The 26,359-nt window shown below is 34.8% G+C and carries 20 protein-coding genes; 18 read left to right on the forward strand and 2 right to left on the reverse strand.

Annotation, left to right across the window (positions count from 1 at the left end; all coding sequences use genetic code 11):
• Positions 1-18 precede the first annotated feature (18 nt).
• The 14 genes from D7029_RS14200 (at position 19) to D7029_RS14265 (ending at position 18,918) form a co-directional block, all read left to right on the forward strand.
• Positions 19-2,202, forward strand: a complete 2,184-nt coding sequence (locus tag D7029_RS14200; protein ID WP_194951005.1) for a hypothetical protein — start codon at positions 19-21, stop codon at positions 2,200-2,202.
• A 53-nt stretch (positions 2,203-2,255) separates the two neighbouring features.
• On the forward strand, positions 2,256-2,993 hold the full coding sequence (locus D7029_RS14205) for a T6SS immunity protein Tli3 family protein (protein ID WP_194951006.1): 738 nt from the start codon (positions 2,256-2,258) through the stop codon (positions 2,991-2,993).
• A gap of 11 nt (positions 2,994-3,004) precedes the next feature.
• Positions 3,005-5,155, forward strand: a complete 2,151-nt coding sequence (locus D7029_RS14210; protein WP_194951007.1) for a hypothetical protein — start codon at positions 3,005-3,007, stop codon at positions 5,153-5,155.
• 22 nt (positions 5,156-5,177) lie between these two features.
• Entirely contained in the window at positions 5,178-5,432 is a 255-nt protein-coding gene (locus D7029_RS14215) for a PAAR domain-containing protein (RefSeq protein WP_166539674.1), read from the forward strand.
• The gene (locus tag D7029_RS14220) at positions 5,433-6,830 is read left to right on the forward strand and encodes a hypothetical protein (protein WP_194951008.1); all 1,398 of its coding nucleotides are present in this window, start codon (positions 5,433-5,435) and stop codon (positions 6,828-6,830) included.
• Positions 6,830-10,153, forward strand: coding sequence for an ImcF-related family protein (locus tag D7029_RS14225; RefSeq protein ID WP_194951009.1), 3,324 nt, complete (start codon positions 6,830-6,832; stop codon positions 10,151-10,153). Before D7029_RS14220 ends, D7029_RS14225 begins: the two co-directional genes overlap by 1 nt.
• A 45-nt stretch (positions 10,154-10,198) precedes the next feature.
• Entirely contained in the window at positions 10,199-11,821 is a 1,623-nt protein-coding gene (tssA, locus tag D7029_RS14230) for a type VI secretion system protein TssA (protein ID WP_194951010.1), read from the forward strand.
• Positions 11,822-11,853: 32 nt separating this feature from the next.
• A complete protein-coding gene (tssF, locus tag D7029_RS14235) occupies positions 11,854-13,617 on the forward strand; it encodes a type VI secretion system baseplate subunit TssF (RefSeq protein ID WP_194951011.1) in 1,764 nt (587 codons plus the stop codon).
• A complete protein-coding gene (gene tssG, locus D7029_RS14240; RefSeq protein WP_194951012.1) occupies positions 13,581-14,675 on the forward strand; it encodes a type VI secretion system baseplate subunit TssG in 1,095 nt (364 codons plus the stop codon). Before tssF ends, tssG begins: the two co-directional genes overlap by 37 nt.
• Positions 14,656-15,213, forward strand: a complete 558-nt coding sequence (gene tssJ, locus D7029_RS14245) for a type VI secretion system lipoprotein TssJ (protein WP_194951013.1) — start codon at positions 14,656-14,658, stop codon at positions 15,211-15,213. The genes tssG and tssJ overlap by 20 nt, the downstream gene beginning before the upstream one ends.
• A 2-nt stretch (positions 15,214-15,215) precedes the next feature.
• Positions 15,216-15,644 (forward strand): type VI secretion system baseplate subunit TssE, encoded by a 429-nt coding sequence (tssE, locus tag D7029_RS14250; protein ID WP_088494841.1) that lies wholly within the window; start codon positions 15,216-15,218, stop codon positions 15,642-15,644.
• An 86-nt stretch (positions 15,645-15,730) separates the two neighbouring features.
• The gene (locus D7029_RS14255) at positions 15,731-17,116 is read left to right on the forward strand and encodes a VasL domain-containing protein (RefSeq protein WP_194951014.1); all 1,386 of its coding nucleotides are present in this window, start codon (positions 15,731-15,733) and stop codon (positions 17,114-17,116) included.
• 69 nt (positions 17,117-17,185) lie between these two features.
• Positions 17,186-17,767 (forward strand): hypothetical protein, encoded by a 582-nt coding sequence (locus D7029_RS14260; protein ID WP_194951015.1) that lies wholly within the window; start codon positions 17,186-17,188, stop codon positions 17,765-17,767.
• Between the two features lie 413 nt (positions 17,768-18,180).
• A complete protein-coding gene (locus D7029_RS14265) occupies positions 18,181-18,918 on the forward strand; it encodes an ankyrin repeat domain-containing protein (protein ID WP_194951016.1) in 738 nt (245 codons plus the stop codon).
• A 147-nt stretch (positions 18,919-19,065) separates the two neighbouring features.
• Here D7029_RS14265 and D7029_RS14270 read toward each other — a convergent pair whose 3' ends face one another.
• Entirely contained in the window at positions 19,066-19,359 is a 294-nt protein-coding gene (locus D7029_RS14270) for a helix-turn-helix domain-containing protein (RefSeq protein ID WP_194951017.1), read from the reverse strand.
• A gap of 733 nt (positions 19,360-20,092) precedes the next feature.
• Here D7029_RS14270 and D7029_RS14275 point away from each other — a divergent pair.
• On the forward strand, positions 20,093-20,599 hold the full coding sequence (locus D7029_RS14275; RefSeq protein WP_194951018.1) for a DUF2569 domain-containing protein: 507 nt from the start codon (positions 20,093-20,095) through the stop codon (positions 20,597-20,599).
• Between the two features lie 63 nt (positions 20,600-20,662).
• Here D7029_RS14275 and D7029_RS14280 read toward each other — a convergent pair whose 3' ends face one another.
• Positions 20,663-22,078 (reverse strand): NAD(P)/FAD-dependent oxidoreductase, encoded by a 1,416-nt coding sequence (locus D7029_RS14280; RefSeq protein ID WP_088494837.1) that lies wholly within the window; start codon positions 22,076-22,078, stop codon positions 20,663-20,665.
• Positions 22,079-23,053: 975 nt separating this feature from the next.
• On the opposite strand from D7029_RS14280, the gene D7029_RS14285 reads away from it, so the two are divergent.
• The 3 genes from D7029_RS14285 to D7029_RS14295 all read left to right on the forward strand — a co-directional run bounded on the left by D7029_RS14285 (position 23,054) and on the right by D7029_RS14295 (position 26,351).
• Complete coding sequence (locus D7029_RS14285) at positions 23,054-23,572, forward strand: Hcp family type VI secretion system effector (protein ID WP_036939804.1); 519 nt, start codon at positions 23,054-23,056, stop codon at positions 23,570-23,572.
• A gap of 101 nt (positions 23,573-23,673) precedes the next feature.
• Positions 23,674-25,920, forward strand: coding sequence for a type VI secretion system Vgr family protein (locus D7029_RS14290; RefSeq protein ID WP_194952679.1), 2,247 nt, complete (start codon positions 23,674-23,676; stop codon positions 25,918-25,920).
• A 5-nt stretch (positions 25,921-25,925) separates the two neighbouring features.
• Positions 25,926-26,351: a DcrB-related protein gene (locus D7029_RS14295; protein ID WP_194951019.1), complete on the forward strand. Its 426-nt coding sequence runs from the start codon at positions 25,926-25,928 to the stop codon at positions 26,349-26,351.
• The last annotated feature ends 8 nt before the right edge of the window (positions 26,352-26,359 follow it).

Genomic DNA, 26,359 nt, shown 5'->3' on the forward strand with positions numbered 1-26,359 from the left:
ATTTAAAAGATAAACGTGATGAGCCAAGATAATACAAAAACAACCCGGTGGTTAAAACCCAAAGAATGCCTTGATGGTACCCAAGAATGGAAATCAAGCACTCATGCTTCTGATATCGGTGGAGAAATTCATGTTAAACCCCATTTACCCGGTATTATTATTTTTGTTCATGGAGTTAACTCTGAAGGGGAATGGTATGAGGATGCCGAAGAATATTTATGTGAAGGACTCAATAAACGATTAAATCTCCCTGAAGAATTTAAATTAATACCTAATGAATATTATAAAAATGAATTTAAAGCTAATAAAAACAATATTGAAGATAGTCGATATTATAATGAATATAACTCACACGAAATAAAAAAATCAAATAACTCCCCTATTATTCGTTTTTATTGGGGATACCGCGCTAATGATAATGAAATAGGGAAATATAATATTCCATTAAAAAATAAAAAAGGAGATAGTCACCTTCGATTAAAAAAAAATATTATAACAAAACCAGATGATAATAAAAATTCAGAAGAAGAGGATTTTATTAAAGCAAGTTATCAAGAATACTCCACCTTATCTGTACCCAAAACAGATCATTATGACCCATACTTTCCACTAACTAGCGCTAAAGAAAAAAGTTTATTTATTTCTCAAAAATTATCTCAAAGATATGGTCCTTTCTATTGGAATGGTGGTCCTTTTCAAAATGGGACTAATCAATTATTCAGTTTATGGAGCGAATGCGGTTTCTCTGGAAGTGTAGCTGCTTTTATTGATTTGCAATGGTTTAATCCTGAATCAGATAGATTATTAACAGACAGTCCTCCACGCAATTACTATGCTCATGCCGTGGAAAGACTGTCGAAATTGATCGCAATAATCCGAGAGTATAATTCTCATGATACTATCAGTGTGATTTCCCATAGCCAAGGCACCATGATTGCCTTAGCCGCTTCTGCCATTGAAGCACCAGATGCACTTTTTGTGTTAAATTCTCCTTATGCTTTACATGATTACAAATTAAATGCTGTCTCTTATCCTCTTAGTGAACAAATTAATGCTGAACAACGAGAAGCTACCCTTCAGGCCATTATTAATAAGGTGGCTGAAAATAAAGATAAGCTTAAAAATCATCCCTGTGGGTATAAAGGCCTTGTTGTGGGGCTAAATGAGGAGGGAAAAAGTTGGTCACCTAAAGATAAAATTCGAAAAGTAAATGATAACAATGCGACCTCACAAGACAGCTCAGTTAAATTAACTGAAAATAATTTTATTCAAGAAAGAGATAACCATGGAAGAACCTATATTTATTGTAATCCTCATGATCGTGTGATGGGAGCGGGTCCCCTTCGTAGTATTGGCTGGAATGGTATTCCTAATATATTTAATTGCGAAACAAAACAATATTCTTTCTCACCATTTTTTACGAGCCAAGAAGAGTGTACGTTATATGTCCGTATATTAGGTAGAAACATGCCTTGCGGAGGCCCTCCAGATTCACCGACAGATGCCAATAAAAGTACTATTTTTTGTGATCACAAAAGCCGATATTGTGATGGAACCTCTTTTTGGGAAAATAATACTAAGCCCAAGCATTATTTGACATGGCCCAAACCCGATAAGAATACCAAAATTTATATTAATGGCCCCGAAGTACCTAACCCCATCCAAAGCAATGAAATGCTAGAATTTGATGAAACTTATACAAATGGTATTACTGATTTTGAAGCCGCAAGCGAAAACAAAGGATTATATGGCTATGGGTTTGGTCAAGTTCATCCGAAAAAAAATCAACCTATTGATGCTGACTATTATTATTTAATTGATTTTTATGATTATGATCGGATCCAAGTATCTTTAACTGATGAAGAGAAAAAAGCACGTGGCGATGATCCTAATCTTCATGCAGGTGAAAAAAATAATACTCATCGGTTCGAAACACTGAAAGAGAGTCGTGACCGGTTTCGTACTTATATACAACGAGGCACTGACCATAGTTCATTACCTAAAGATGAAAAGTTTTTAACGCGTGTTGTCGCTTATGATTTACCGATTGGTTATTGCGAAACAGGTAAATCTCCAGAAAAAATGAATAAATTAAGAAAGTTTGCTGATTGGCAGAGTGGTTTAGATGATTATATGGTAAGTGGAGAATTAACTCCTTTCGAGATGCCCGATATTATAAAAAACCCTTTAAATAAAAAATAATTTCCACTTAAATTAAAAACCTGAAATAAGCTAATAATTAATAAGGATAAACCATGTTAATTAATTTATTTAAATTACCTTTTATTTTTATTATTAGCACCACCTTACTTTCTGGCTGTTTATCATTAAAAGAAAAAGCCACTATAAAAATGCTAGAAGATGATTTAGTTCATCTACATTCAATTCTTGAAGAAGCTAAAAATCTGGCACCACCCAGTATTATTTATCGTATTGATGAACATCGTTTTTTTACACTAGAACAATATAACCAGAAACGAGGAGGAATGACTTACTACAACAATACACAAAAAGGTATTCATCAAAAAATTCTGGATTCGTCAGCTTGCCGCTATAAAGGCCGATTAATTTGGTCAACTGATAAAGATGATGCTTTCGCTTTTCCTTCCGTACTGAGTAGCCGATATAGTCAATGCGTTGGAACAAAATATGGATGCATCAATGTTATTTTAGTCACATTAAATGGAGGAAAAAAATTTGCTCCTACAAATGCCGGCTTTGGTATTACGACTTATGATCCTGAATATTACTCTGCTAATTTTGATATTATTGTCACATCAGATGGCTTCTATTTAGGTAAGTCTTCTTATAGACAACAAAATGATGAACTTGATTCCCCTTGGTGGCGTAAATTCTATTTTGATCCTTCCGACTCTAATTATATTCATGATGATGTAGGCGATAAGGAAACACCATCCATTACTTTAAAAACACCTTCTGAGCAAACTCGTTTTGATTGTAGTGACCCAGCTATTTATCCTATTTCAAAATAAAGGAAACTTTTATGAATAATGGTGATAATAAAGAGACTACTCGTTGGTTAAAAGAGAAAATGTGTCTTGATGGTTCTTACTATTGGCAATCTTGTACAAATGCAACAAATATCGGTGGAGAAATACATGTAAAACCTAATTTACCTGGGATAATTATTCTTGTTCATGGTGTTCATTCAGAAGGAGAATGGTATTCCACTGCGGAAGAAAATATATGTAATGGATTAAATGAAAGATTAAACTTAACCAATACACCTTATAAACTAACAGCTAATAAGTATTATCAACCCACTTTTATATTAGATGAAAATAACCTTGATGATAGCCATTATATCTATAAAAAACCTATAAGAGAGTTAATTGAATTAGGAAACTCCCCTATTATACGTTTTCATTGGGGATATCGCTCAGATGATGATAAATGGGATGACTATAAAATACCTTTAAAAAATATAGCGGGCGAAAGTTACCATCAATTAAAAAACGCAATAGTTAATCCAGAATATAGCTCTACCGATCAAAATAAATGGACATTAGAAGATAAAGAAAAATATCGTATTGCTGAAGAATATCAATCACTCTCATTTAAAAAACGTAAAATATTTATTTATGAAAAATTAAAAGATAAAGGTCCATTTTTATGGGAAGGTGGCCCATTCCAAAATGGTTGTAATCACCTTAAAAGCTTATGGAGTGAATATGGCTTTAGTAGCTGGCCTAAGCTATGGGCAACAATTCCTTTTCCTGCTCCATTTCCTATACCAGTTAATGTTCAAGCATTTAACCCTGAAACAGATACTTTACTTACGTCTTCACCATCTCGACAATATTTTGCTCATGCAGCAGGGCGGCTAGCCAAATTAATAGCGCAAATAAGAAAGAACAATAAAGATGACACCGTCACTGTGGTTTCTCATAGCCAAGGTACTATGATTGCACTAGCTGCTTGCGCAATTGAAGCTCCAGATGCACTATTTGTATTAAACTCACCTTATGCCATAGAAGATAAAACATTAAATACTTTTTCCTATCCTTTAAGTGAAAATATTGATAGGGATACAAGAATAGCAACGTTAAAAAAGATCATTGATAAAATTGCAGAAAATAAAAACAAACTCAAAAATAATAAAAATAATTTAATTGTTGGATTAACTGAACAAAGAAAAAATTGGACTCCTTTTAATACAGAGATAAGTAGAAAAATAAACGTAGAAACACCATCAAAAAAAATTAATAGTATAAAAATAGAGAATGGTGGCACAGTTCAAGAACGAGATAACCATGGAAATACTTATATTTATTGTAATCCTCATGATAGAGTCATGGGCTCATCTCCATTAGGATCAATTGGTTGGAGTGCTATTCCTAATATTACACAACATGGTCAAACACAGCCACATCCTATATTCTCCTCTTGTAAAACTCTATTTGTTCGCATGTTAGCACGCAATACACCTTGTGGAGAAAAACCCGACCCTCAAAATGGTATCTTTACTGTATTTACAGATAAAAATGGAAGGTTTAGAGATGGCTATCCATTTTGGGATAATAAAACAGCCATAATAGATAGTTTTGTATGGCCTGAACCTGAAAAAAATATGTTTCTAAATATTAATGCACCCGAAGTTCCTACTCCTATAAAGGATTATGAGCAAAAAAATTTCGATGTTGGTTTTTTAGATAGTGATGAGCCTCCTAAAAAATTTGGAGGTGTTATATATAAAAATAACCAATATGAACCTGTTACTAGAGAATATTATTATCTAAAATATTTATACTCTTATGAGAATCGGATCTTAGTTGAATTAACCGATAAAGAAAAAAATAAATTAAGGAAAGACCCTCTAGCTACACCCAATGAGAAAAATGTATCAAAAAGATATGAAACCATGGATGAAATGAGAATACGTATAAGAGATTATATTTGCCGCCCTAATGATCACGGTACTTTACCTCTAAATGTTCATTTACTACATCGAATCTTAGCCTTCGATTTACCTATTGGGCATTGTTCCCAAGCTAATAACCCGGAAATGATGGCTGAATTACGTCGCCAAGCAGACTGGTTGAGTAATGGTGGTGATGAATATGTGAAAACCGGAAAATTAGATCTTCCTGATATACCAGAAGAAATATCCAATCCCGATTTATCAAAAATTTAATAATTTATTTAGAGAAAATAAAATGAAAAATATCATTCGATTAGGTGATCCAACCTCTCATGGAGGACACGTAATATCATCGAGCTCTACTCTTATTATTAATGGAAAAAAAGCTACGCTTCTTTATGATATTGTCTCATGTCCTCTACATGGGGATAATCAAATCATTGAAAGTAGTTCACATTATAATGAGAATGGTAAAGGTATTGTGTTTGATGGTTGTAAAACACAATGTGGATCTATTGTTTATTCAAGTTGTAATGATATGGAAATATAAATGAAATATTGGATACCTCCTCACAATCCGCCACCTTGGGAAAAAAAACCATTCCCATTATTAACTTTAAGTAGCTTTATAATATTTATAAATATAGTTTATTTTTTAATTTTAAAATTTTCGTTAAAAATTGATTTTAGAAGCTATATTACGAGTGATGATGGATTTATATTATTTTCAATCATTTTTCTTTTTTCATTATTTTTAGTGTCTATTTATGTCTTATTTTGGGAGATAAAAAAAACACTATATATTTACTGGTGCTTTTGGCAAGCAGATTTATTGACTAAATGGATCAAATCCAAACAAGATAAATTATATTTAATCTATTCAAATATAATATCTCACAACTTAACAACCATTTCTGACTTCAATAACGAAAGTTTATTTGAGAAAGCAGAATCAAACAGTAAGTTAATAGATTTAGAAAGAGAAGATATTGTTGGTGAAGAAAGATTTTTTTATATTGTAAAACTCTTAACAAATAGTATTAAAGATATAGAAATCAGTAAAAAAGAAAAGTATTTTGTTATAATAAATAGTTTATTTGAACAGAGTGACTTTATAAAAGATAAAATAAAATATTTTCTAAATGGCTATCTAATTAATTATGAAATCATCTTTCAAGCCAAACCAAATTACGACAATCAATTTAATGTAATTAAAAATAAAAAATCAATCACACTTATTTTCTCAATAAATTATTATGCATTAAACACTAATGAAAAAAATGAATTTTCAAGTTTAATTATACTCTCCTCTAGTAAAGAAAAAGAATTTTTGACACTTTTTCATCCAATGCCATTTAAAATGGAAAATATAGATGAAAATATTAAAACAATGTCATTAATCCAACAACAACAGAATAAAGATATAAAACAAGTTAATTTCATTGATATTGAAAAGGAAAATTCAAATAATATCATATTGAAATTAAGAAGCGAAAACAGTTATCAATTATCTTTAGAAACCTATACTCAAGGTTACTTTTTTAATGAATATATAGATAATTATAAAGAATTATCTATATATCATTTATTGGCACTCATTTACTTATCAAAATTTAAAGATACTAGTCAGATTTTATTTTATAAATTAGATAAAAACTATTACTGCCAAACAATAGGAGTTCAAAAATCACACATTGACAATCATTACTTGAATATACCAAAACCATCATTTCCACTAGGTACGCTTCTGGTTAGTTTTTTTGCTCTTACTTCTGTCATTTTTAATAACATAATTGACCACATCGAATTTAACAGTGAAAGAATAATAATTACGTCAGCCTCCTTTCTTTTTACTATCATAATAATTAGTGTAATTAAAAAAATTTATATTAATTTTTACTGGAAAATTCATTTTTTAAAAACGCTTAACAAAAAATGGAATTTATAATGAAATCAAAAATAACACGCTATCTTTCACTCTTTGTCATTATTTCAATAATTTCATTAGCTACAATTGTGTTTTTATTTATTATTTTCAATAAAACATCCATAACAGCAACTCAATCGTACTTAATGATTGGTTCTGTTATTTTCTCTTTAGTTGTACTTTTTTTCCTTTCTCGTTACTTTAAACCCAATATAATTATGGATATTGAAGATAATGATAAAGAAAATAAATTAAATAAATTAAATGACAGAGTAAATGATTGGAATAAATATATAAAAGAAAATTACTCATTCACTTACAAGTCAAAATTATCAATCCAACTCCTCATCGGCACCTCGACTTCTATAGAAAAACTCACTCCTAATCTAACAACGGATATCTGGCAAGAAAACAATGGAACATTGCTTATCTATGGTGGCGATATCCATCAAAGTATTGATGAAAATTTAATTCAAGATTTAAAACAACTGCGCCGACGTCGTCCGCTCGATGCGGTTATTTGGGTGTCAGAGAATAACTTATCGCAACAACCGCTTGGTCATTCCTTATTTAATCACTTAAATCCGACCAATACAGATACAGCTAGCCGTTATTTCCACCAGCTATTTCGTCAATTACGCTGGCAAGCCCCCATTTGGCTTTGGAATATCAGTAATAACGGTGAAATAACAACAAATGAAGCCCCCACAGTCCTTTATTCAGCACCTTTAAAAGCGACGTCTGAAATACTTTCTAATGACTTAAAAACGCTTTTACCCGCATTAATGGAACAAGGCACACACGCTGTCTTGCATAACCCAACACACACTTACCTACTAGCATTAGCGCGTTTTCTTCAACATGAAGGATGTGAAAAACTCGCCAATAACTTGACTCCGCTTTTATCGGGTTATCACTCGTTGCCGTTCGCTGGCGTACTCTTTAGTACACCTATTTATGAGAATGTGTCTGTAACTTCATCAAAGAATAATCAGTGGACATCAAATCCCCATTGGAAAGCGTTAATTACCGCAAATTCACAACTGCCCTATCAGTTAAAAGCATCGCCTTTAGGTCTAAACTCCAAACGTATTTTGCAATATACCGTCGCAACTGCCATGACGCTGTGGGGAATTGGAATGGTAGTTTCTTATTTTATGAATCGCCAATTAATTACCCAAAGCCAGCAACAAGCGCAGTTAGCAACAGACAATCATCAATCTGAATTTGCCCGCCTACAGGCACAATATGGCTTACAACAAACACTCGGTTTATTAAGCTATCGAGAGAAAACTTCTGTTCCATTTTGGTTACGATTTGGATTAAGCAGTAATAACGCATTGCTTAGTCATCTATGGCCGGTTTATAGCCAATCCATGTTGCCGTTATTACGTGATTCAACCCAACAACATCTTGAAAATTATCTTCACGCGTTTATGCAATTTCCGCCTGAAAGTGCAGAACGAATTGAAGGCGCTCAATCCGCATATCAAGTCTTAAAAGCCTATTTGATGATGGGTGATCCTTCCCGTATTGACCCTGCATTCTTCACTGAAAGTGCATTAAGTATTTGGCCTGAATATAACGGATTAAAAGAGGGAGAATGGCAAACATTAGGAACGGAATTATTAACCTTCTATGCCTCTCAATTACCTTATCACAATGAATGGACAATCAAGCCTAATCGTACGTTAGTTGCCGGAAGCCGAACTATTCTTATTCGCCAAATTGGCCAACGTAATGGCGAGTCTGCGCTGTACCAAAAAATCTTACAACAAGCACAGCATAACTTTGCGGATATGACGTTAGATGATATGACTGGTGATACGGATGTCAGTTTCTTATTAAGTTCAGCAGATACGGTACCCGGTATTTTTACACGTAAAGCATGGGAAGAATCGATTGAACCGGCGATTAAAAAAGCCGTTCATGAGAGACGCGAAGAAATAGATTGGGTATTAAGTGACACACAAAAAGAGACCGATATTGATATCTCACCAGAAAAGCTCCAGCAAAATCTCACAGAACGCTATTTTAATGATTTTTCAGGCAGTTGGTTAAGCTTCCTCAATGGGTTGCAGTGGCGAGAAACACAAAGTCTCTCCGATACCATTGATCAACTCACTTTAATGAGCGACGTCAGACAATCCCCTATTATTGCCTTAATGAATACACTTTCTTATCAAGGTAAAACAGGTCGCCAACAAGAAAAACTAGCAGACTCTTTTGTTAACTCAGCCAAAGATTTATTAAACAAAGAACAACAACCGGTTATTAGTCAAAAAGCAGAATTCACCGGCCCTCTAGAGCCTGTTTTTGCGCCAATACTGGCCTTTACCGATCCTCAATCTTCAGCGCAAAACAGTGATGCGTTAAGCCTACAAGCCTACCTCACACGCGTGACTAGAGTTCGCTTAAAACTTCAACAAGTTGTTAATGCCCCCGATCCACAAGCCATGTCTCAAGCATTGGCTCGAAGTGTTTTTGAAGGAAAAACCGTCGATTTATCAGAAACTCGAGATTACGGCAGTTTGATTGCAGCAAGCTTTGGGCAAGAGTGGAATAGCTTTGGTGATACATTGCTTGTGCAACCCATGTCTCAAGCATGGCAACAGTTATTAGCGCCCACTTCGCAAGGTATTAACACTCAATGGCGAAATGCCGTTGTTAATGACTGGAATATGGCATTTGGTGGTCGCTATCCACTCAAAAATACGCAAAGTGAAATCTCATTACCTTTAATGGCGCAATATCTACGCCCTGATAATGGTCGTATTCAGCGCTTCCTTGAAACTCACCTTAACGGTGTTTTGCATAAAGAAGGTACACACTGGGTACCCGATACCACCAATGCACAAGGCTTAACCTTTAACCCTGAGTTCTTAAAAGCCTTAGATAAACTAAGCTACTTAGGGGATGTGGTTTTTGCGAATGGTGAAGCGCGTCTTTACTTTGAGTTACGCCCAGGTACATCACCTGACATTATGCAAACCCACCTAATGATAGATAAACAATCTCTTATCTATGATAACCAACAACCTCAATGGCAACGCTTTGTTTGGCCGGCAGATACCGTTGCCTCTGGTGCATCACTCAGTTGGATCACCACCAATACAGGTACACGTATTTATGGTGATTATCGCGGCGTCTGGGGCATTATTCGTTTATTGGAAGATGCCAAAATTGCCCCTTATGCCGGTAGCACCAGTAGTTACTCTGTCAGTTGGAAAACCTTAAATGGGCAATCGCTAAACTATACCTTAAGAACTGAAATGGGCGAGGGTCCAATCGTACTCTTGCAATTGCGCAATTTTGTTTTACCAGAAAAGATTTTTTTAGATTAAATAAAAATCACATTCTCTATTATCTCAAAAGGAAATACGCTCACTATGTCCTTATTGGATACCTTAATTTCATCATGTTTTGCTGATGATACAAACAAAGTGCAACAACTTGCTCAACAACAAATCGCTTTATGGGATCGTTGGTTATTACCGATTACCCCTAATCAACCTGTGGGTGATGATCCCAGTTATGAAGATGACTTTGAGCGAATGAAAGAAGAAGTCAACAAACTCTCTGGCGCTGATACTGAACTGATTTGTTTACTTGCTGAAAAATTACTGCTCAATTCCTGCAAAGATGTGCGCGTGGTGACTTATTATATTTGGGCACGCTTACACAAAGAAGGTGAACACGGACTTGCCGATTCTTTAGGGCTTTTAAGTGGGTTGCTTATTCGCTATCACGACACGCTATTACCTAGCCGAGCCACGAGTAGAAAATCTGCTTTAGAGTGGTTATCAGGGCAACGCGTTTTAGATAGCTTATCGCTTTATCCTGAAGTCGATCATCATGAGTTTTCTCGTATTATCGCCTTATTAGCCACTATTGAAGCGGAGCTTGAAACATGGAATGAAGCTGAAAGACCACAGCTTGCAGGATTACATCAAGCACTCGAAAAACGCCTTGCTCAATCTGGTGGCACAAGCTCATTAGTACCACAAAATATCAGCAAAAATGAATCCACTTATAACTCGGCTTCAACGTCTTCTTCTTTATCACAAAGCACACCAATAGAAACAATACAGTCAGGTCGTGAATTATTAGATCAATCTAAAATGCTTGCTAACTACTTACGCAATCAACCTAGCGGCTGGTTAGCAGGACATAGATTAATGAAAGTAGTGAGATGGGATACGCTTCATCAACTTCCCCCACAAGATCAGCAAGGTTGTACTCGCCTTTCCCCGCCAAGAACTGACGCCAGAGCACAGCTTAAACGTCTCTATTTACAACAAAGTTGGGGTGAACTTGCAGAACAAGCTGATAAGCTTTTTGCAGAAGGTGTTAACCATTTTTGGTTAGATGTGCAATGGTATCTCTATCAAGCACTCAGTAAATCACCTGCTCCTTGGAATGCATGGTCTGACATTATAAAAAACGATTTAAAACAGTTTCTTACCCGCCTTCCTGATTTAGAAAAATTATCATGGGAAGACGGTACGCCCTTTGCCGATGAAGTGACATTAAGTTGGATAAAACAACATGTTATGGAAGAAAACTTTGATGCTATGCAAGGGTTATCAAATAGTTACTCTCACCAATCTGAAGATGAACCGATATTGGCATTAGAAACTGAGGCTATCACACAAGCGGATAATGAAGGTATAGAGGTTGCACTAAAATGGCTACAACACCGTCCTGATATCAGCACTTCAAGACAAAAATGGTTATTAAACCTCGTTATGGCGCGAGTAGCAGAACAATTTGCTCGTCACGATCTGGCATTAAACTTATTACGAGAACTCGATAAAAAAGCGCTTTCAATGTCATTAACACAATGGGAGCCTAACTATATTTTTGAAGTGAAAGCACGACAACTTCATCTTTACCGAGCAAAAATCCAACGTAACACCTCAGATAAACCCCACATAGAACAACAAATGGAACTGTTACTCAGTGAATTAACCGCTATCGATCCCGTTCGCTCTGCGATTTTATATTCTTAATCTTTTACTCGACAAATCAAGGTATCAAATTAATGGATGATTTAACCCTTCGCTATTTTGATGCAGAAATGCGCTATCTTAGAGAAGCTGCAAAAGAGTTTGCACAAGCACACCCCGATAGAGCTGCGATGCTCGATTTAGATAAAGCAGGTACGCCCGATCCTTTTGTTGAGCGCTTATTTGAAGGCTTTGCTTTCTCAATGGGGCAATTAAGACAAAAAATTGATGATGATTTGCCTGAATTAACAGAAGGTCTTGTCAGCTTATTATGGCCTCACTATTTACAAACAATCCCTTCACTATCAATTGTTGAATTGGCTCCAGATATTCAAAAAATGAAAATAGCAGATAAGATCCCTGCTCAATTTGAGGTTCTTTCTCGCCCTATTGGTCCTAAAAAAACGATTTGTCATTATCGAACAACTCAAGATTTAACGCTCAATCCAATAAAAATTGTCGCTGTAAATTTAACGACTGAGCCCGATGGTCGTTCAATTATTCGACTGAGATTTAAATGCAGTGAAATGATTAATTGGTCTGAAATTAGCCTTCATAAACTCTCATTTTATTTATCTGGCGATATTCCGACAACCAATGCACTGCATTTGGCATTAACTAAACAAGTTGCAAAAACTTATCTAAAACTTCCTCAATCAAAAGATAGAATAGCAATCCCTCTCTATTTTTCACCGGGAGGATTTCAGGATACAGACACTCTTTGGCCTAAAGGAGATACCACATTTAGTGGTTATCAATTATTACTTGAATACTTTTCTTTCCGTGAAAAGTTTATGTTTGTTTCACTTAATGGATTAGATGATATTCATTTTCCTGAAGAAACATCTGAGTTTGAATTAGATCTTGTTCTCAATACATTATGGGATAACTCTCTTACATTAAATGAAGAAAATATCCGTTTACATTGCGTACCGGTTATTAACCTTTTCAATATAGAAGCTGATCCACTCACTGTTAATGGATTAGAAAGCGAATATTTATTACGACCGCGTCGTGTTCAAGATGGACACACTGAAATCTATAGTGTTGATAGCGTACATGGCTCTCAACGTACAAATGAAGCGATTTATGTACCATTTACCAGCTTTCGCCATCGTGGAGGCATGTTACGGCATAATGCACCTGAACGTTATTATCATACCAGAGTAAAGCGTGGTGTTACGGGGCTTCATGATACTTGGCTTATATTAGGAGGAGAAAAACAAGAGATTGTTTTAGCAACTCAGACAGAAACCCTTTCATTACAACTCACGGGTACTAATGGGCAATTACCGCGCAAAGCACTGCAAAGTACCTTACTTGATAGAACAGAACAAACCTTACAAATCCCACTCACTGTATGTAATTTATGTAAGCCAACACTTCCTCTTTATCCTCCTTCAGAAGATCGTTTCCACTGGCGAGTGTTGAGTCATTTAGGTTCAAGCTTTCTTAACATGATGGATAATGCTGAAGTACTACGAGGCACTCTCGCACTTTATGATTGGCGAGATGATGATATGAACCATCGAAAACTCGACGCCATTATTCATGTTGAACATCATTTAATTGAACGCTTTGAAAAAGGTTTTTTACAACGAGGTATTGATATCGAAGTCACGATTGATAGCAATGGTTTTAATGGTGAAGGTGATATTCATTTATTTGGTGAAATGCTTAACCGCTTTTTTGCACTTTATGCCGATGTTCATCTTTTTAATCAATTAACACTGATTATCTTGCCAACAGGAAAACGAATTCAATGGAAAGAAAGCCACAACCCACAGCTACCCCGTTAATTCAGGCGTTAGGCGAAAAATTACCTTATGTGAATTTCTATCGCTTTTGTCAATTACTTGAAAAAACCAGCCCCGAATTACCTGAATTAGGAAGTTCTCATGATCCAAAAACCGATCCTATTCGCTTTCGACCACATCGTGGTATGGGCTTTCCTGCGACAGAACTCAAAGGAACTGATCCTCTAGATAAATACCGAAAAAGCACAATACCAAGCTTACATACTACCTTTTTGGGGCTTTATGGTATCACATCACCACTTCCAACATCTTACCTTGACGATATTGCACAATACCGAGATGGTACGGATTCACTCACTGATTTTTTAGATATCTTTAACCATCGCCTGACGACTCAGTTTTATCGGATCTGGCGCAAATACTCTTATCCCGCCACCTTTGGGGAAGGCGGATCAGATAAAACATCACAATATCTTTATGGCTTAATTGGTTTAGGTATTCCGGGCTGTGCAAATCATGTGCAATCCCCCCTATCTCGATTTTTAGCACTGTTAGGGATCTTGCGTTTACCAACACGTACAGCCGAAGGCATTAGCGCATTAGTAAAATTATTAGCACCATCGACGAAAGTCAGTATTGCGCCTCATGATCCTCGAAGAATTGCACTAGATACCCCCACAATCATATCGTGCTTACAACCGATAACATTAGAAAACAAGCCCGTTTTAGGTCGCTATGCTATTGATGTAAATAGCCAAGTATTAATAAAACTACACACTGAAAATAAGGAAGAAGCAAAAGGCTGGTTACCTGATGGCAGTATTTATCAAGACTTTATGGCACTGCTTCGTGTTTATTTAGGCTCAAGAGTTAATGCGCGGCTCCGTTTAACATTACCTCGAAACTTATTACCTGATGCAACATTGAGCACCTCTAAAAACCAAGGTGTGCAATTAGGTAGAACCGCCGTCATGCGACCTCACAACCAAATTGAAACACTAACCGCGTCTTTTATCACCATTGGACTTGGCTTTTACCAATATCTAACCCCTCGCACTCAACATTATAAAAGTGATCAATATGGCAATTATCAATTTTAAATCACAAACATTTTTTTCTCGTGCCCACCGATTAGCACTGTTATTTATAGCAACATTTGCAATCGCGGGTTGCGGTTTAACTCAAACCATCAGTGATGGTACAGTCTCTTTAACTAAGTCTATTTTTTATAAACAAATCAAAATATTGCATTTAGATTTTACTGCGAGAGAAGCACTTAATACCGATGATAATGGTTCGTCACTTTCTGTTATTGTTCGAGTATTCCAACTAAAGTCAGCAGATACTTTTAATGATAGTGATTACCTCTCACTATTTAATCAAAATAACGATGTTTTAAAATCCTCTTTATTAGCACAAAAAGATTTACGCATTCGACCAGGTGAATCTATTTCTTTAGATATGCCAATGGAGAAAGAAACCGAATTTGTCGCTATTGCCACGATGTTTCACACACCAGATGAAGCTAAAAATAACTGGCGAATTGTTATTCCTAAAAATGAACTCGATCCTGATAAAGCACGTAAAATTGAACTTGCTGAAAATACACTTACATTACAATCTTTGGATAAAAAATAACGATGCCACAACCATCTCTTTATGAAATGCTAACGGGTTATTTTTCAGGTGGGCTACCTGTTGATTCTATATCAGAAGAAGATCAGGTTATTCTTTCTGTTATGGATAATATTCGTCGAATATTAAATTCACGAGCAGGAACATTAAAACATCTGCCTGATTATGGTTTACCTGATATGAGCAAAATAATTCAAGGGCTACCTGGAAGCTCACATAAGGTAATGTCTATATTATCAACAACATTACTAAAATATGAACCTAGAATAAAATCAGTAACACTAGGTATATTACCTGAAAATGAATTTGGAAAATTGTGTTATTCTTTAGATATTGAATTACATGAAAGAGGGCTTATACGTTATGGTACTGAGTTTTCACCTGATGGAAGAATATTTCTCCATCATTTAAAAAAACAATTTTATTTATCATGATGTTATTTCTTTCTATTTATTCTTACTTTTTCTTTATTTAGATTTATTTTTATATTATTGAGACCTTAAATTAACTTGAGGCAACTATGAATTCTTACTTAGATTCACTTTCAATTGGAGGTGATCCTCGTGTATTTAATCAATTTCTTGCTATTAAAGAAGAACTTGATAAACGATTTCATCCAGCTCGCCCAGATATTAATTGGCAGTATGTCCATGAATTGTGTATCGCTTTATTTAATCAAAATGGTGTCGATCTTCAAACCGCTTCTTGGTTTGTCATATGTCGTCAATATCAAGCTGGACTTGATGGCCTAAATGAAGGTCTTTACCTTATTCATAATATATTGACTCAACATTGGCAAACATTATGGCCAGTGCAAACACATACTCGTATCAATATTCTTTCATCCTTAAGCCAACAGCTAGTCTCTGGTATTCGTGGTACAACTTTTGTTTATTCCGACTTATCTATCCTTTATCAAATTGAAGAATTATTAAAGAATATCAATCATCACCTTCAAACTTTAGAAATTAAACATCTCGTTCAATTTGATTATTTAGAAAACTTAGTTATTGCTCAAGCGCGGCAATTAGAGAATGCAGACACATTAGATAATAATTTTAACGCTCCTGAACTATCCTCTACTCTCAATAAAGAAGAAAAGATCTCACCACAAATTATCGATACGACTTTATCTACATCACCTACGCCCAAAAACATTAATAAAGGTATTACACCACCCAAAACCTATATATCCTCTTCCATCTCATTACAACCTCCCATAAAAAAGACATATCGACAGGAGCTATGGCGAGGGATTTTAATTGGCACACTAACCAGTAGTTTGTTTTTCGTTATCCTATTCTATTTTTGGTTATCTGAATTAAAAAATAACAATCTAACAGATGCTTTTCCTTATATTCCAACCATTAATGCCCACGCAGGCTCTCTTATTGAACAACAAACTGCAAATGGTAGAAATATAACAAAAACACTCAATTCTGAGCAGATTGATGTGATACAACAACGTTTAGATGAACTCGCGTTACTTTCTCCCACATGGGCACAGAGTTATGGACTTGAAGTAATCAGTTATTTAAGTGAGCAGTATGAAGATAATCCAGAGCTTTTATCATTTACGCAGCTTTGGAGAAATAATCTAAAAATAAATGCCACCACGGATGAACAACTCAATCAATGGTCTAAAGGGATGGCTGAACTCGACGGATTAAGCCAAAGGCTAGATAGCTTTGATGGTAATCCTAAAAATTACATAACAGGCTCTGAATTAAAATCGATTATTTTTAAAGCTCGCCAACATTTCAACCAAGCTAAGCCTTTAGAGGAAGAGTTACGCTTACTTGAAAAGCAACCAACACAAAATGCAATTTCAGACTATGAATATCAACAAATAGATAACCATTTTAAACAACTATTAAATCGATATTCGTTATTACGTTCTAAATAAGGAAAAAATATGTATTTTATAAGGAACTTAATCCTTATTACCATTGTTAGTTTATTAAGTGGTTGTATTATGGGTTCACCTTATGGAGGAGCTATCTTTGTTGGCCCTATAGATTTTATTAAAATAATTTTTGACTCTGAAGATGAAAGAATAAGCCCATCTAACAATACTCGATCAGAACCTGTTATTAATTATTATAATAATCAGCCAAGACCAATAAAAGTTGCAGATATTACACTAAATCAAGAAGATATTTTATCTTCTAAAACTAATATTGGTTCAATAAACTTTACATTTCCTGATGAGAATGAATACAAAATTTTATTAGACCTTGTATATCAAAATGATAAAAATAAGGTAATAGAATCAGAAATATATTTAATCATGAACAATAAAGAAAACAAATTACCATTAGTTGATTATGAGAAAAGAGATATTCGCTATCCTGATTATAAACTATCCTCTGCTAATCTCTATATTTTCAGTAAAAAAAATAATTTTAGTTTAAATATAAGTTTTACTGGTTCTCAATCAGAAACAAATTATAGATCAAATGAAGAATTTATAATTAAAAACAATAATTCAACATTAAAATCAAAAATAACAATAGATGAAAAAGACTATAAAATCGACAAAATAACCTATCATTAAATTAAATATTGAAAAGTTAAAAATTAATCATAATTGCACTATTTTTAATACTGATAGAAATATTCATTAAAAAGTAACGAGTTATTACAAAATAGCTTTTAAATTAATAACTAAAAAAGAAGATAATAATAAAATTACAGTATTAAACCATCAGTGCATGACACAATTAAATTATCACATAATGACTAAAAATGAATAATTCTCATTATATTCAACAAAATACAAGTAAAAATACGTATTTTAAATCACTAAAGAAACAAATCAATTAATAAGATTTATCTTTATTACAAATACGTATTACTAAAACACACCTTAATTACATTCTGTTTCAATTATCAACACTAATAAATATTAATTTTTAATAAACTAATTGTAATAAGTTTTGTTAATTATTTAGATTGTAAGGTGTTTAAATGAATATAAAAATGTTTGTTATTTCATTGTCATTGATTTCTTTTGGCGCACAAGCATTGATTATTAATGAAAATAATCCACCCGAGTATCAATCTTTTAAATCAAATTATTCTGATATGATTGAGTTGGCTAATAAATCACGTTTACCACATCGGGTATTCTATACTTCACCAAGTACAGGCAGAAATGCACTATGGTTTGATGCTGTAAAACATGGTGATTTAAATGAAGTCAAAAAGATGCTCGCCAATGGTCAAAATATTGAAGCAAAAGACACGGGAAGCTTAGAGCAAACAGCACTAGGATGGGCTGCGTTTATTGGTGATGAAGAGATGGTAGATTACCTCATCTCTCAAGGTGCAAGCCTTTGGGCGACGGATAGAGGTGATGTTTATAATGTCTTTAAATCAGCAGTCTTAGGAAATAACGTCAATGTGGTAAAAAAAATTCACGACCTAATGAGAAGCGATATCGAGCTCAATAACCAAAGAGTAGAAAGCGATGGTGAAACATTAATTATGATTGCAGCCAGCAATAATCGTCTTGAAACCGTAAAATACCTTATTTCTAAAGGTGCAGATGTTAATCTTGTTACTACAACACAAGATAAATCATTATTCTCTTATAATCACAGTGCATTGAGCTATGCTTGCCAAAATAATCTTAAAGATATGCAGAGACTGTTGATTAGAAACGGTGCTATAAATCATATAACAGGTACAACATCCTGCCATTAAATACACAAAAGCCATCCTATAATAAGATGGCTTTTGTGCTATTATTTATTGAGTTTTGAGAAATAGAATTTTAATTAAAGCAACTAAAAAATAACTCAATATATTTATCAGAACTCAATATCAACAAATGATATTCCAACACGACATTTAAACGACTTTCTTTTTTCTAAATATAACTATCTCACTTGGCTGCGTTATCGATTGCTTGTCCTCAAAAACCATAAAATCTGTTTTCTTTGCCTCTAAGATAAGACTTTGAGGTGTGACACCAAGTATATAAGAAATAGTAATCAATTGATCTACTGTTATTTTTAAATGCCCATCTTCTAATTGAGAATAATGTAGCATACTTATTCCCAACCTTTCAGACATCTCATTTTCTGTTATTTTCAATTGTCTTCTTATCATCTTTATTCTATTCCCAACTTTGGTGTTAATCATCCCTTTACTCTCCTTCTTTTATTAGATGATTACATCGATAAAACACCGAATTATAGTTTATAAACCATCAAACCATAAACTGAAAATACTTAATCATTAGTTGTTGAATAACCGTAACATTACTTATTATTATTAATGCTGTTAATAAGGTTATTCCGATATTTAAAATTTAAAATAATTTACATTTCTATATATTATTTTAATCAACATCGAATTTAGAGTAATACCATAGTATTATATGCCAAAACAAATATAGATATTAAATACAACAAGTTAACTTAGATTTTAATTATTAACACAGAATAATTTTTTGTCATTTCAATGATTATTAGCAATATATAAATAACATAAATTACAAAACATGTTGCTCTATTTTTATTAACATATAGATAAGAAACAAAATAAAACCAATCATTAATTATCCTATTTCCATTATTTTAGCTAAAAAAGAAAAAATGGTATATAAACAAAGCATTAGCTCAATACTATTACTCTGGGATTAAATTTCATTAAACATTAATTACTTTAATTAAAAGTTATTTATTTCACCAGTTAGTTAAATAAATTTGACTATATTTAAAGATATAAAATGAAATAAATTTACCTTTATGTGGTTAAATTTACTGTATTATTTGCAATTTCAAATTAATTCATTATAAAATCATTTATATATTGTTTTTGAATTGAAATAGATTAGAATTTATTAACATTTAAGAATAAATAGGAAATAAACATGAAAAAATGGACTTGCATTAAATGTGGTGAAAAAGAGATACCACAATATACTGAGTATTGTGACGAATGTGAAAAAGAGTCATTTAAAAAGATTGGTGGGTGGCTTTTTCTGCCTGCATTAAGTTTATTGTTTATGCTTATTACAGGATTATTTAATCTCTATCAAACACTTACTGAAGTTTTTCCTATTTATAGTTATACCACAACCATGGGACGCTATTTTATCGGCTTAGGATTTACTTTAGATTTAGCCTTATTCGTACTTATTGCGATCACCACAATCTTTTTCTTTCAAAAACGTAAAAAAACACCCACACTTTACATTAGCCTTCTGATAGCGAATATTGCATCACAAGGATTCATGATTTTATTAATGTACAAAGTATTCGAGCTTCCTGTAGAGTCTGAATATATTTTTGATATTATTAGAAGTGTCTTCCATGCTGTTATCTGGATATCTTATTTTAAAATCTCTGTTCGTGTTAAAAAAACCTTTGTGAATTAAAATACACTCAGTTTTTGGACATAAAAAACCCTCTATTAAGAGGGTTTTTGCATTTTAGCCTAATTAGAATCTATAAAGGCTAAATGGTTTTGGATCTAAAACAGGTTTTTTACCAAGTAATAAATCAGCTGTTAATTCTGCTGATACTGGGCTTTCTGTCATACCCCAACCTGTTGCTGTATTAATCACTAAACCTGGGTACTCTTTAACTTCTGAAATAATTGGATTCTCATCTGGTGCGATAGCCATTGCACCACTCCATTGATCAATTAATTTTGATTCTTTAAAGGCAGGGAATTCTGCTTTTAATTTTTCTAATGAAGCATTTAACTCAGGTAAATCTGGCAGTGCAGTCATATTTCTAAACTGTTCAAACGGAGAAACTTCATCTAAGTTCCAATGTGTTGATTGCATAAATGAATTGATTAATTGTTCATTTAAAGAAATATGCACAGGGAAATCAGGTAGAGCTAATAATGGCAGATATTTATAACCGTAAGTGAAGGATTCTTTCACTACTGGCGCCACAATAACACGAGGAGAGGTTGCATAAGTACCATCAGCTTGTTCACGGAAGAAAATGCCTCCTGGTAAAGCGACGTTACCACCCGGAGCTGTTGGTGAGCCACTGATTAACTGTTGAGATTGATATGCAGGCAGTGTTGGTACATCAACATTGAGATTTTGCATAAATAGGCGTGACCAAACACCACCAGCAACAACAACTTGAGAAGTTTTAATTGCACCTTTCTCTGTTACAACATCAGAAATCACACCCGCTTGTGTTTCTAAGCCACGAGCCGCACATTGAGTGTAAATTCGAACGCCCATTTTTTTAGCGTATTCAGCCATAACGAAGGTTGCAACTTCTGGATCGAAGCTACCTGAATCTTCTTCAAAGCCAGCAATTTTCCAATCAGTTGTCGCGCCACGAAGACGTTGATTTAATTCAGCACCTTCAATAATTTTGGTTCTAAATGGAATATCTGAGCCAACATTCTTACTTCTTTCATCAATCCATTTTCTTACGTTAACTAAATCTTCTTCATCAAGAGGAACTTCAACGCGACCTTGTGTACGATAAGTAGTGTCAACGCCTACTTTTGCGTTCATTTCACGCCAGCGATGTTTGCCCAAATGGTGTAATAAGAACGTTTCATCAGGCATTTTATAGCTAATCGCCTGACCATAGAATCTTGAAGATTGCTCACCAGCGATGTTACCTTTCTCAACAATCACAACAGATAAACCACGTTCTACAAGGTTAATCGCTGTCATAATACCAAGAATACCCGCACCAATAACAACAACATCAGCTTGTTTTGGTAAAGCACCTTCAGTACCTTCAACAAAGCCATGTCTTGGCGTACCCGGAACAAAGCGCCCTTCGCGAGTTAACATTGGTGTCAAAATACCCGCACCAGCAGCGACAGCCACTACTGTTCCACCAATGATAAATTTTCTTCTAGATATCGCCATTTTACACGTTCCTTTTACTCAATGAATTATTAGCATTAAAACAATAACGATATCTTATTTCATTTGTAAACTATTAGTAAAGTATTTGTAAATCTTTTCGTCTATTTTTTTCTTAAAAATCCGTACTATTTAATTTACTTATACAAAGAAGGGAATTAATTATCATTTTGTTTTTTATCGATTATTTAATCGCATTAAGTAAAATGAAAGCATATAAAACTAGTTGTTTTTTTGGTTTTTTCATCAAAACATGAAATTTTTCACTATTAAAGACCTACAAACCATTTGTTAAATATAGGTTGATTACATATTCAACTTACAAATAAACAAGCTGGATAAAATAAATTGATTAACAAATAATCCACAAAATTACTAGTGTTACTAAAACAATAAATTGAGTACATAAAAAGGAAATAATGATAAGAAACATAATAATAGACTGGCTATTTGATGGTGATTCGGAAGAAAATAAGGAGATAGTTAAAATGACCCTACTTAAGATTATATTTATCTCTTTATATAACTAAATTTTAAGTGTTCATTTTTAAACCAATAGCAAAATAAATCTTTTTTAGACCAATCTTACAAAATAAGTCTATTTTTCTCCTTTAAAATCAACGCTGTTACAATTTGAAACAAAATACACATTTTGTTACATATTAAAAATCCATGTACATTAGAACAGACTGGCTTTAGCGAGATTTCGGACATTTACGAAAGGTAATTGTATAAGTAAATACACTTATTATAAGAAACGAAAGCAGTAAATATCGTGTGAACAATTATTTTACGCTAAGTCACTTATCCTACGAGGATACAACACCCTTTCTCTCCTCCCCTTTCTTTACTTCCCTTCAAAATTACTTAAGCTACTCTTATCAAATCGCAGTGCGCACTGGCTGATTTTTATCGAAAGGAATTCAACAAAATGATTTTGTTGAGAAACGATTATTCACTGTAAATTAAGGACTTGCCATGCCAACTCCATGCTATATCTCTATCGAAGGGAAAACTCAAGGTAACATCACTGCGGGTGCATTTACCGCGGAATCCGTCGGTAATATTTATGTTCAAGGCCACGAAGATGAAATGCTAGTGCAAGCATTCTCTCACGTAGTCACTGTACCGACAGATCCACAATCGGGTCAGCCTTCAGGTCAACGTGCCCATAAACCATTCCGTTTCACTGTGGCGTTAAATAAAGCCGTTCCCCTGCTGTATAACGCATTAGCCTCAGGCGAAATGCTGCCAAAAACGACCTTAAAATGGTATCGCACTTCGGTTGAAGGGAAACAAGAGCATTTCTTCACCACCACATTAACCGATGCGACTATCGTCAACATCGATTGCCAAATGCCACACTGCCAAGATCCGGCCAAATCAGACTTCACACAACTGATCGAAGTCTCCCTGTCTTACCGCAAAATTGATTGGGAACACACGGTTGCAGGCACGTCTGGCTCTGACGACTGGCGCGCCCCTCTCGAAGGTTAATCCTTCTTTTCACCTGCACACCAAGGTGTGTGGGTGTTTCTTTGTATTTTCTTAATGGATAAAACAAGCGGTAGCTTGCTCAGTGGATATTGGAGCGAATGATGTTTGCGAAAGATAAAAAAAATAATCTCACCTCTCAGCTTGGTGGATTAAAAAAGAAGGCGCTCGATAAAGCGCAGGATCTAGCGATTGCTAAAGCAACATCGACACTTTCGGCCTCTACTCAGCAAGCCCTCGCTACAGCTCAAACGGCACAACAAGGACTTTCTCAAGCCTCGTCAATGGCCTCTCAAGCCTCATCGCTTATTCCCGGTGGCGGTTTTGCCGGTGGAATAAATAACGACGATGTACCGGGACTTACCTTCTCTGAAGGGTTGGCTAAAAATAAAGCCTATGCACAACTGTTAGATTCGCTATTAGGTGCGGCATCACCTTCTGGTTTAGTCTTCACTTGCCAAATTGCAGGCTTACCGGAAAGCACTTTTCAAGTCACTGAATTTAATTTAAACGAAGGGTTATCACGTTTATTTTCACTGTCAATTAGCGCAGTCACCACTTTACCTTTTATCGATTTTCAATCGCTATTGGGTGTGGCGTCCTCATTAACTGTTAAGCGTAATGGCAAAGAAATCCGTACTGTACGCGGGATCTTAGCCGGTGCCGTACAAGGCAATACCGACGGTGTAAAAACGTGGTATCACTTCGATATTCGCCCTGAAATGTGGGTGATGACGCTTAATCAAGACAGCCGTATTTTCCAGCATAAAAAAGTGCCTGAGATTTTAAAAACGCTGTTAGAAGAAGCCCATATCAAAGCCGACAGCAAATTTTACCGTGATGATTTACACCAAAAACGCCCCTATACCACGCAAAAACGGGAATCTGCCTATGCGTTTTGGTGCCGTTTAGCCTTTGAAGAAGGGATTAACTTTTGGTTTGAAGAGAACCAACTGTTTTATAGCGATGAACATATGGGAATGACAGCAGGTATTCACCTGACCTATAACCCGCAAGCTGAAAGCGATATTACGGATAGCACAGCGACCACATGGCAATACGGCGAATATCTCTGTGTGGATGAAACCATTCAAAAAGACAATAACTTTATCCGCCCTTCTTACCCATTAGCGCATCAAGCCAAATTAGAAAAAGGTGGTCAACATAGCGTGTTCGAAAGCTATGGACGCTTTCAAGAAGATGCACAAGCTGCCCCTTTCACTGCCATTCGTTTTGAACAACTGCGCAACGGCAGTCGTGTTGGACGCGCTAGCACCAACTGTTTTGCCTTAATGCCGGGCAAGATTTTCTCGCTGAGCAATCACCCTAGTTTAATGATGAATGATAACTGGCAAGTTATTCAAGTTTCACATCATGGCGTGCAACCCTTGGCAGATAATAGCGGAGGCGAAGGAACACAGCTTTCTAATAGCGTCGAATTTATTCCTGGTACGCAAGAATGGCGACCGCCACATCATTACAAACCGACGGCTGATGGTGATGAAGTTGCCACGGTGGTAGGTCCTCCGGGTGAGGAAATTTACGTCAACGAAGTGGGTGCCGTAAAAGTTTATTTTCATTGGGATCGCTATGGCAAGCCCGATCACAGTGCCTCGTGCTGGGTACGTGTAGCAATGGGTTGGAATGGCAATGGCTATGGTTTCTCTGCTGTACCACGTATCGGGCAAGAGGTGATTGTCTCTTATCTTAATGGCGATATTGATAGACCGATTATTACAGGGGGCACCTATAACGGTCGCAACGCACCTCCGCTGAAATTCCCTGAAAATATGACCCGTACAACAATCAAAACCAAGACCCATAAAGGGGATGGTTTTAACGAACTGCGCTTTGAAGATGCGGGTGGTAAGCAGGAGATTTTTATTCATGCGCAGAAGGATATGAATACCACTGTTTTAAATGACCAATCTCTCACTGTTTTTCAAAATAAAACCAAGAATGTTGGTGGTAATGAAAGTAACACTATTGAAGGCGTTGAAAACACAAAAGTTGTTATAAAACAAGACATTGCCATAAAAGGCAACTCCTCTCTTTTAACCGGAGGATACCGTACCGATCAAGCAGTAGGGCAATATTTTATTGGTTCTGGGGAATGCATTCGTTTGGAATGTGGAGAAAGTGTATTAGAACTCAGCGCCTCTGGTGCCATTAATTTAAAAGGAAAATCATTCAATATCACCGTTGATAATGGAGGGGAAATTAACACGGTTGGAGGGGTCTTAGGGTTAAATCCAAGTACACCATCACCTTGTGTCTCTGTTAATGGTATTGGTGATAAATCCAGTTTACAAACCGCTATTGACAATATTTTTTCAAGTGAAGGGAAATAATCACTATGTACACAATCAATGAAGCACAATTTCTTATACCTTCCGCTACTTGGAAAGACTCTAGTATGAATGTTTTCCGTGAACCTCATTCACAATGTTCATTAATTGTAGCAAGAAGTGAATTATCTAAAGGAAAAACATTTAAAGAAGAATTAAAAATACAATGTGAACAACTAAAACAAGTTGCCACCAATATAACAATATCTCCTTTTAATATTATTACTCTTAACGAAACTAATTATATTGAGGCATTAGAAACTAATATTTCTTTCTTACGTAGTGGTAGTAAATTTTATCAACGTCAACTTGCCATTTTATTAGTAAATAATAATCGCATTCTTTTATTTAGTTATACATCTCCTCAACCTTTTAATGATGAGGATGAACAATATTGGGTAAAACTCAAAAATTCAATAGTACTAACGGATTAATTATTAAA

The organism is Proteus vulgaris, assembly GCF_016647575.1.
GTDB lineage: Bacteria > Pseudomonadota > Gammaproteobacteria > Enterobacterales > Enterobacteriaceae > Proteus > Proteus mirabilis_B.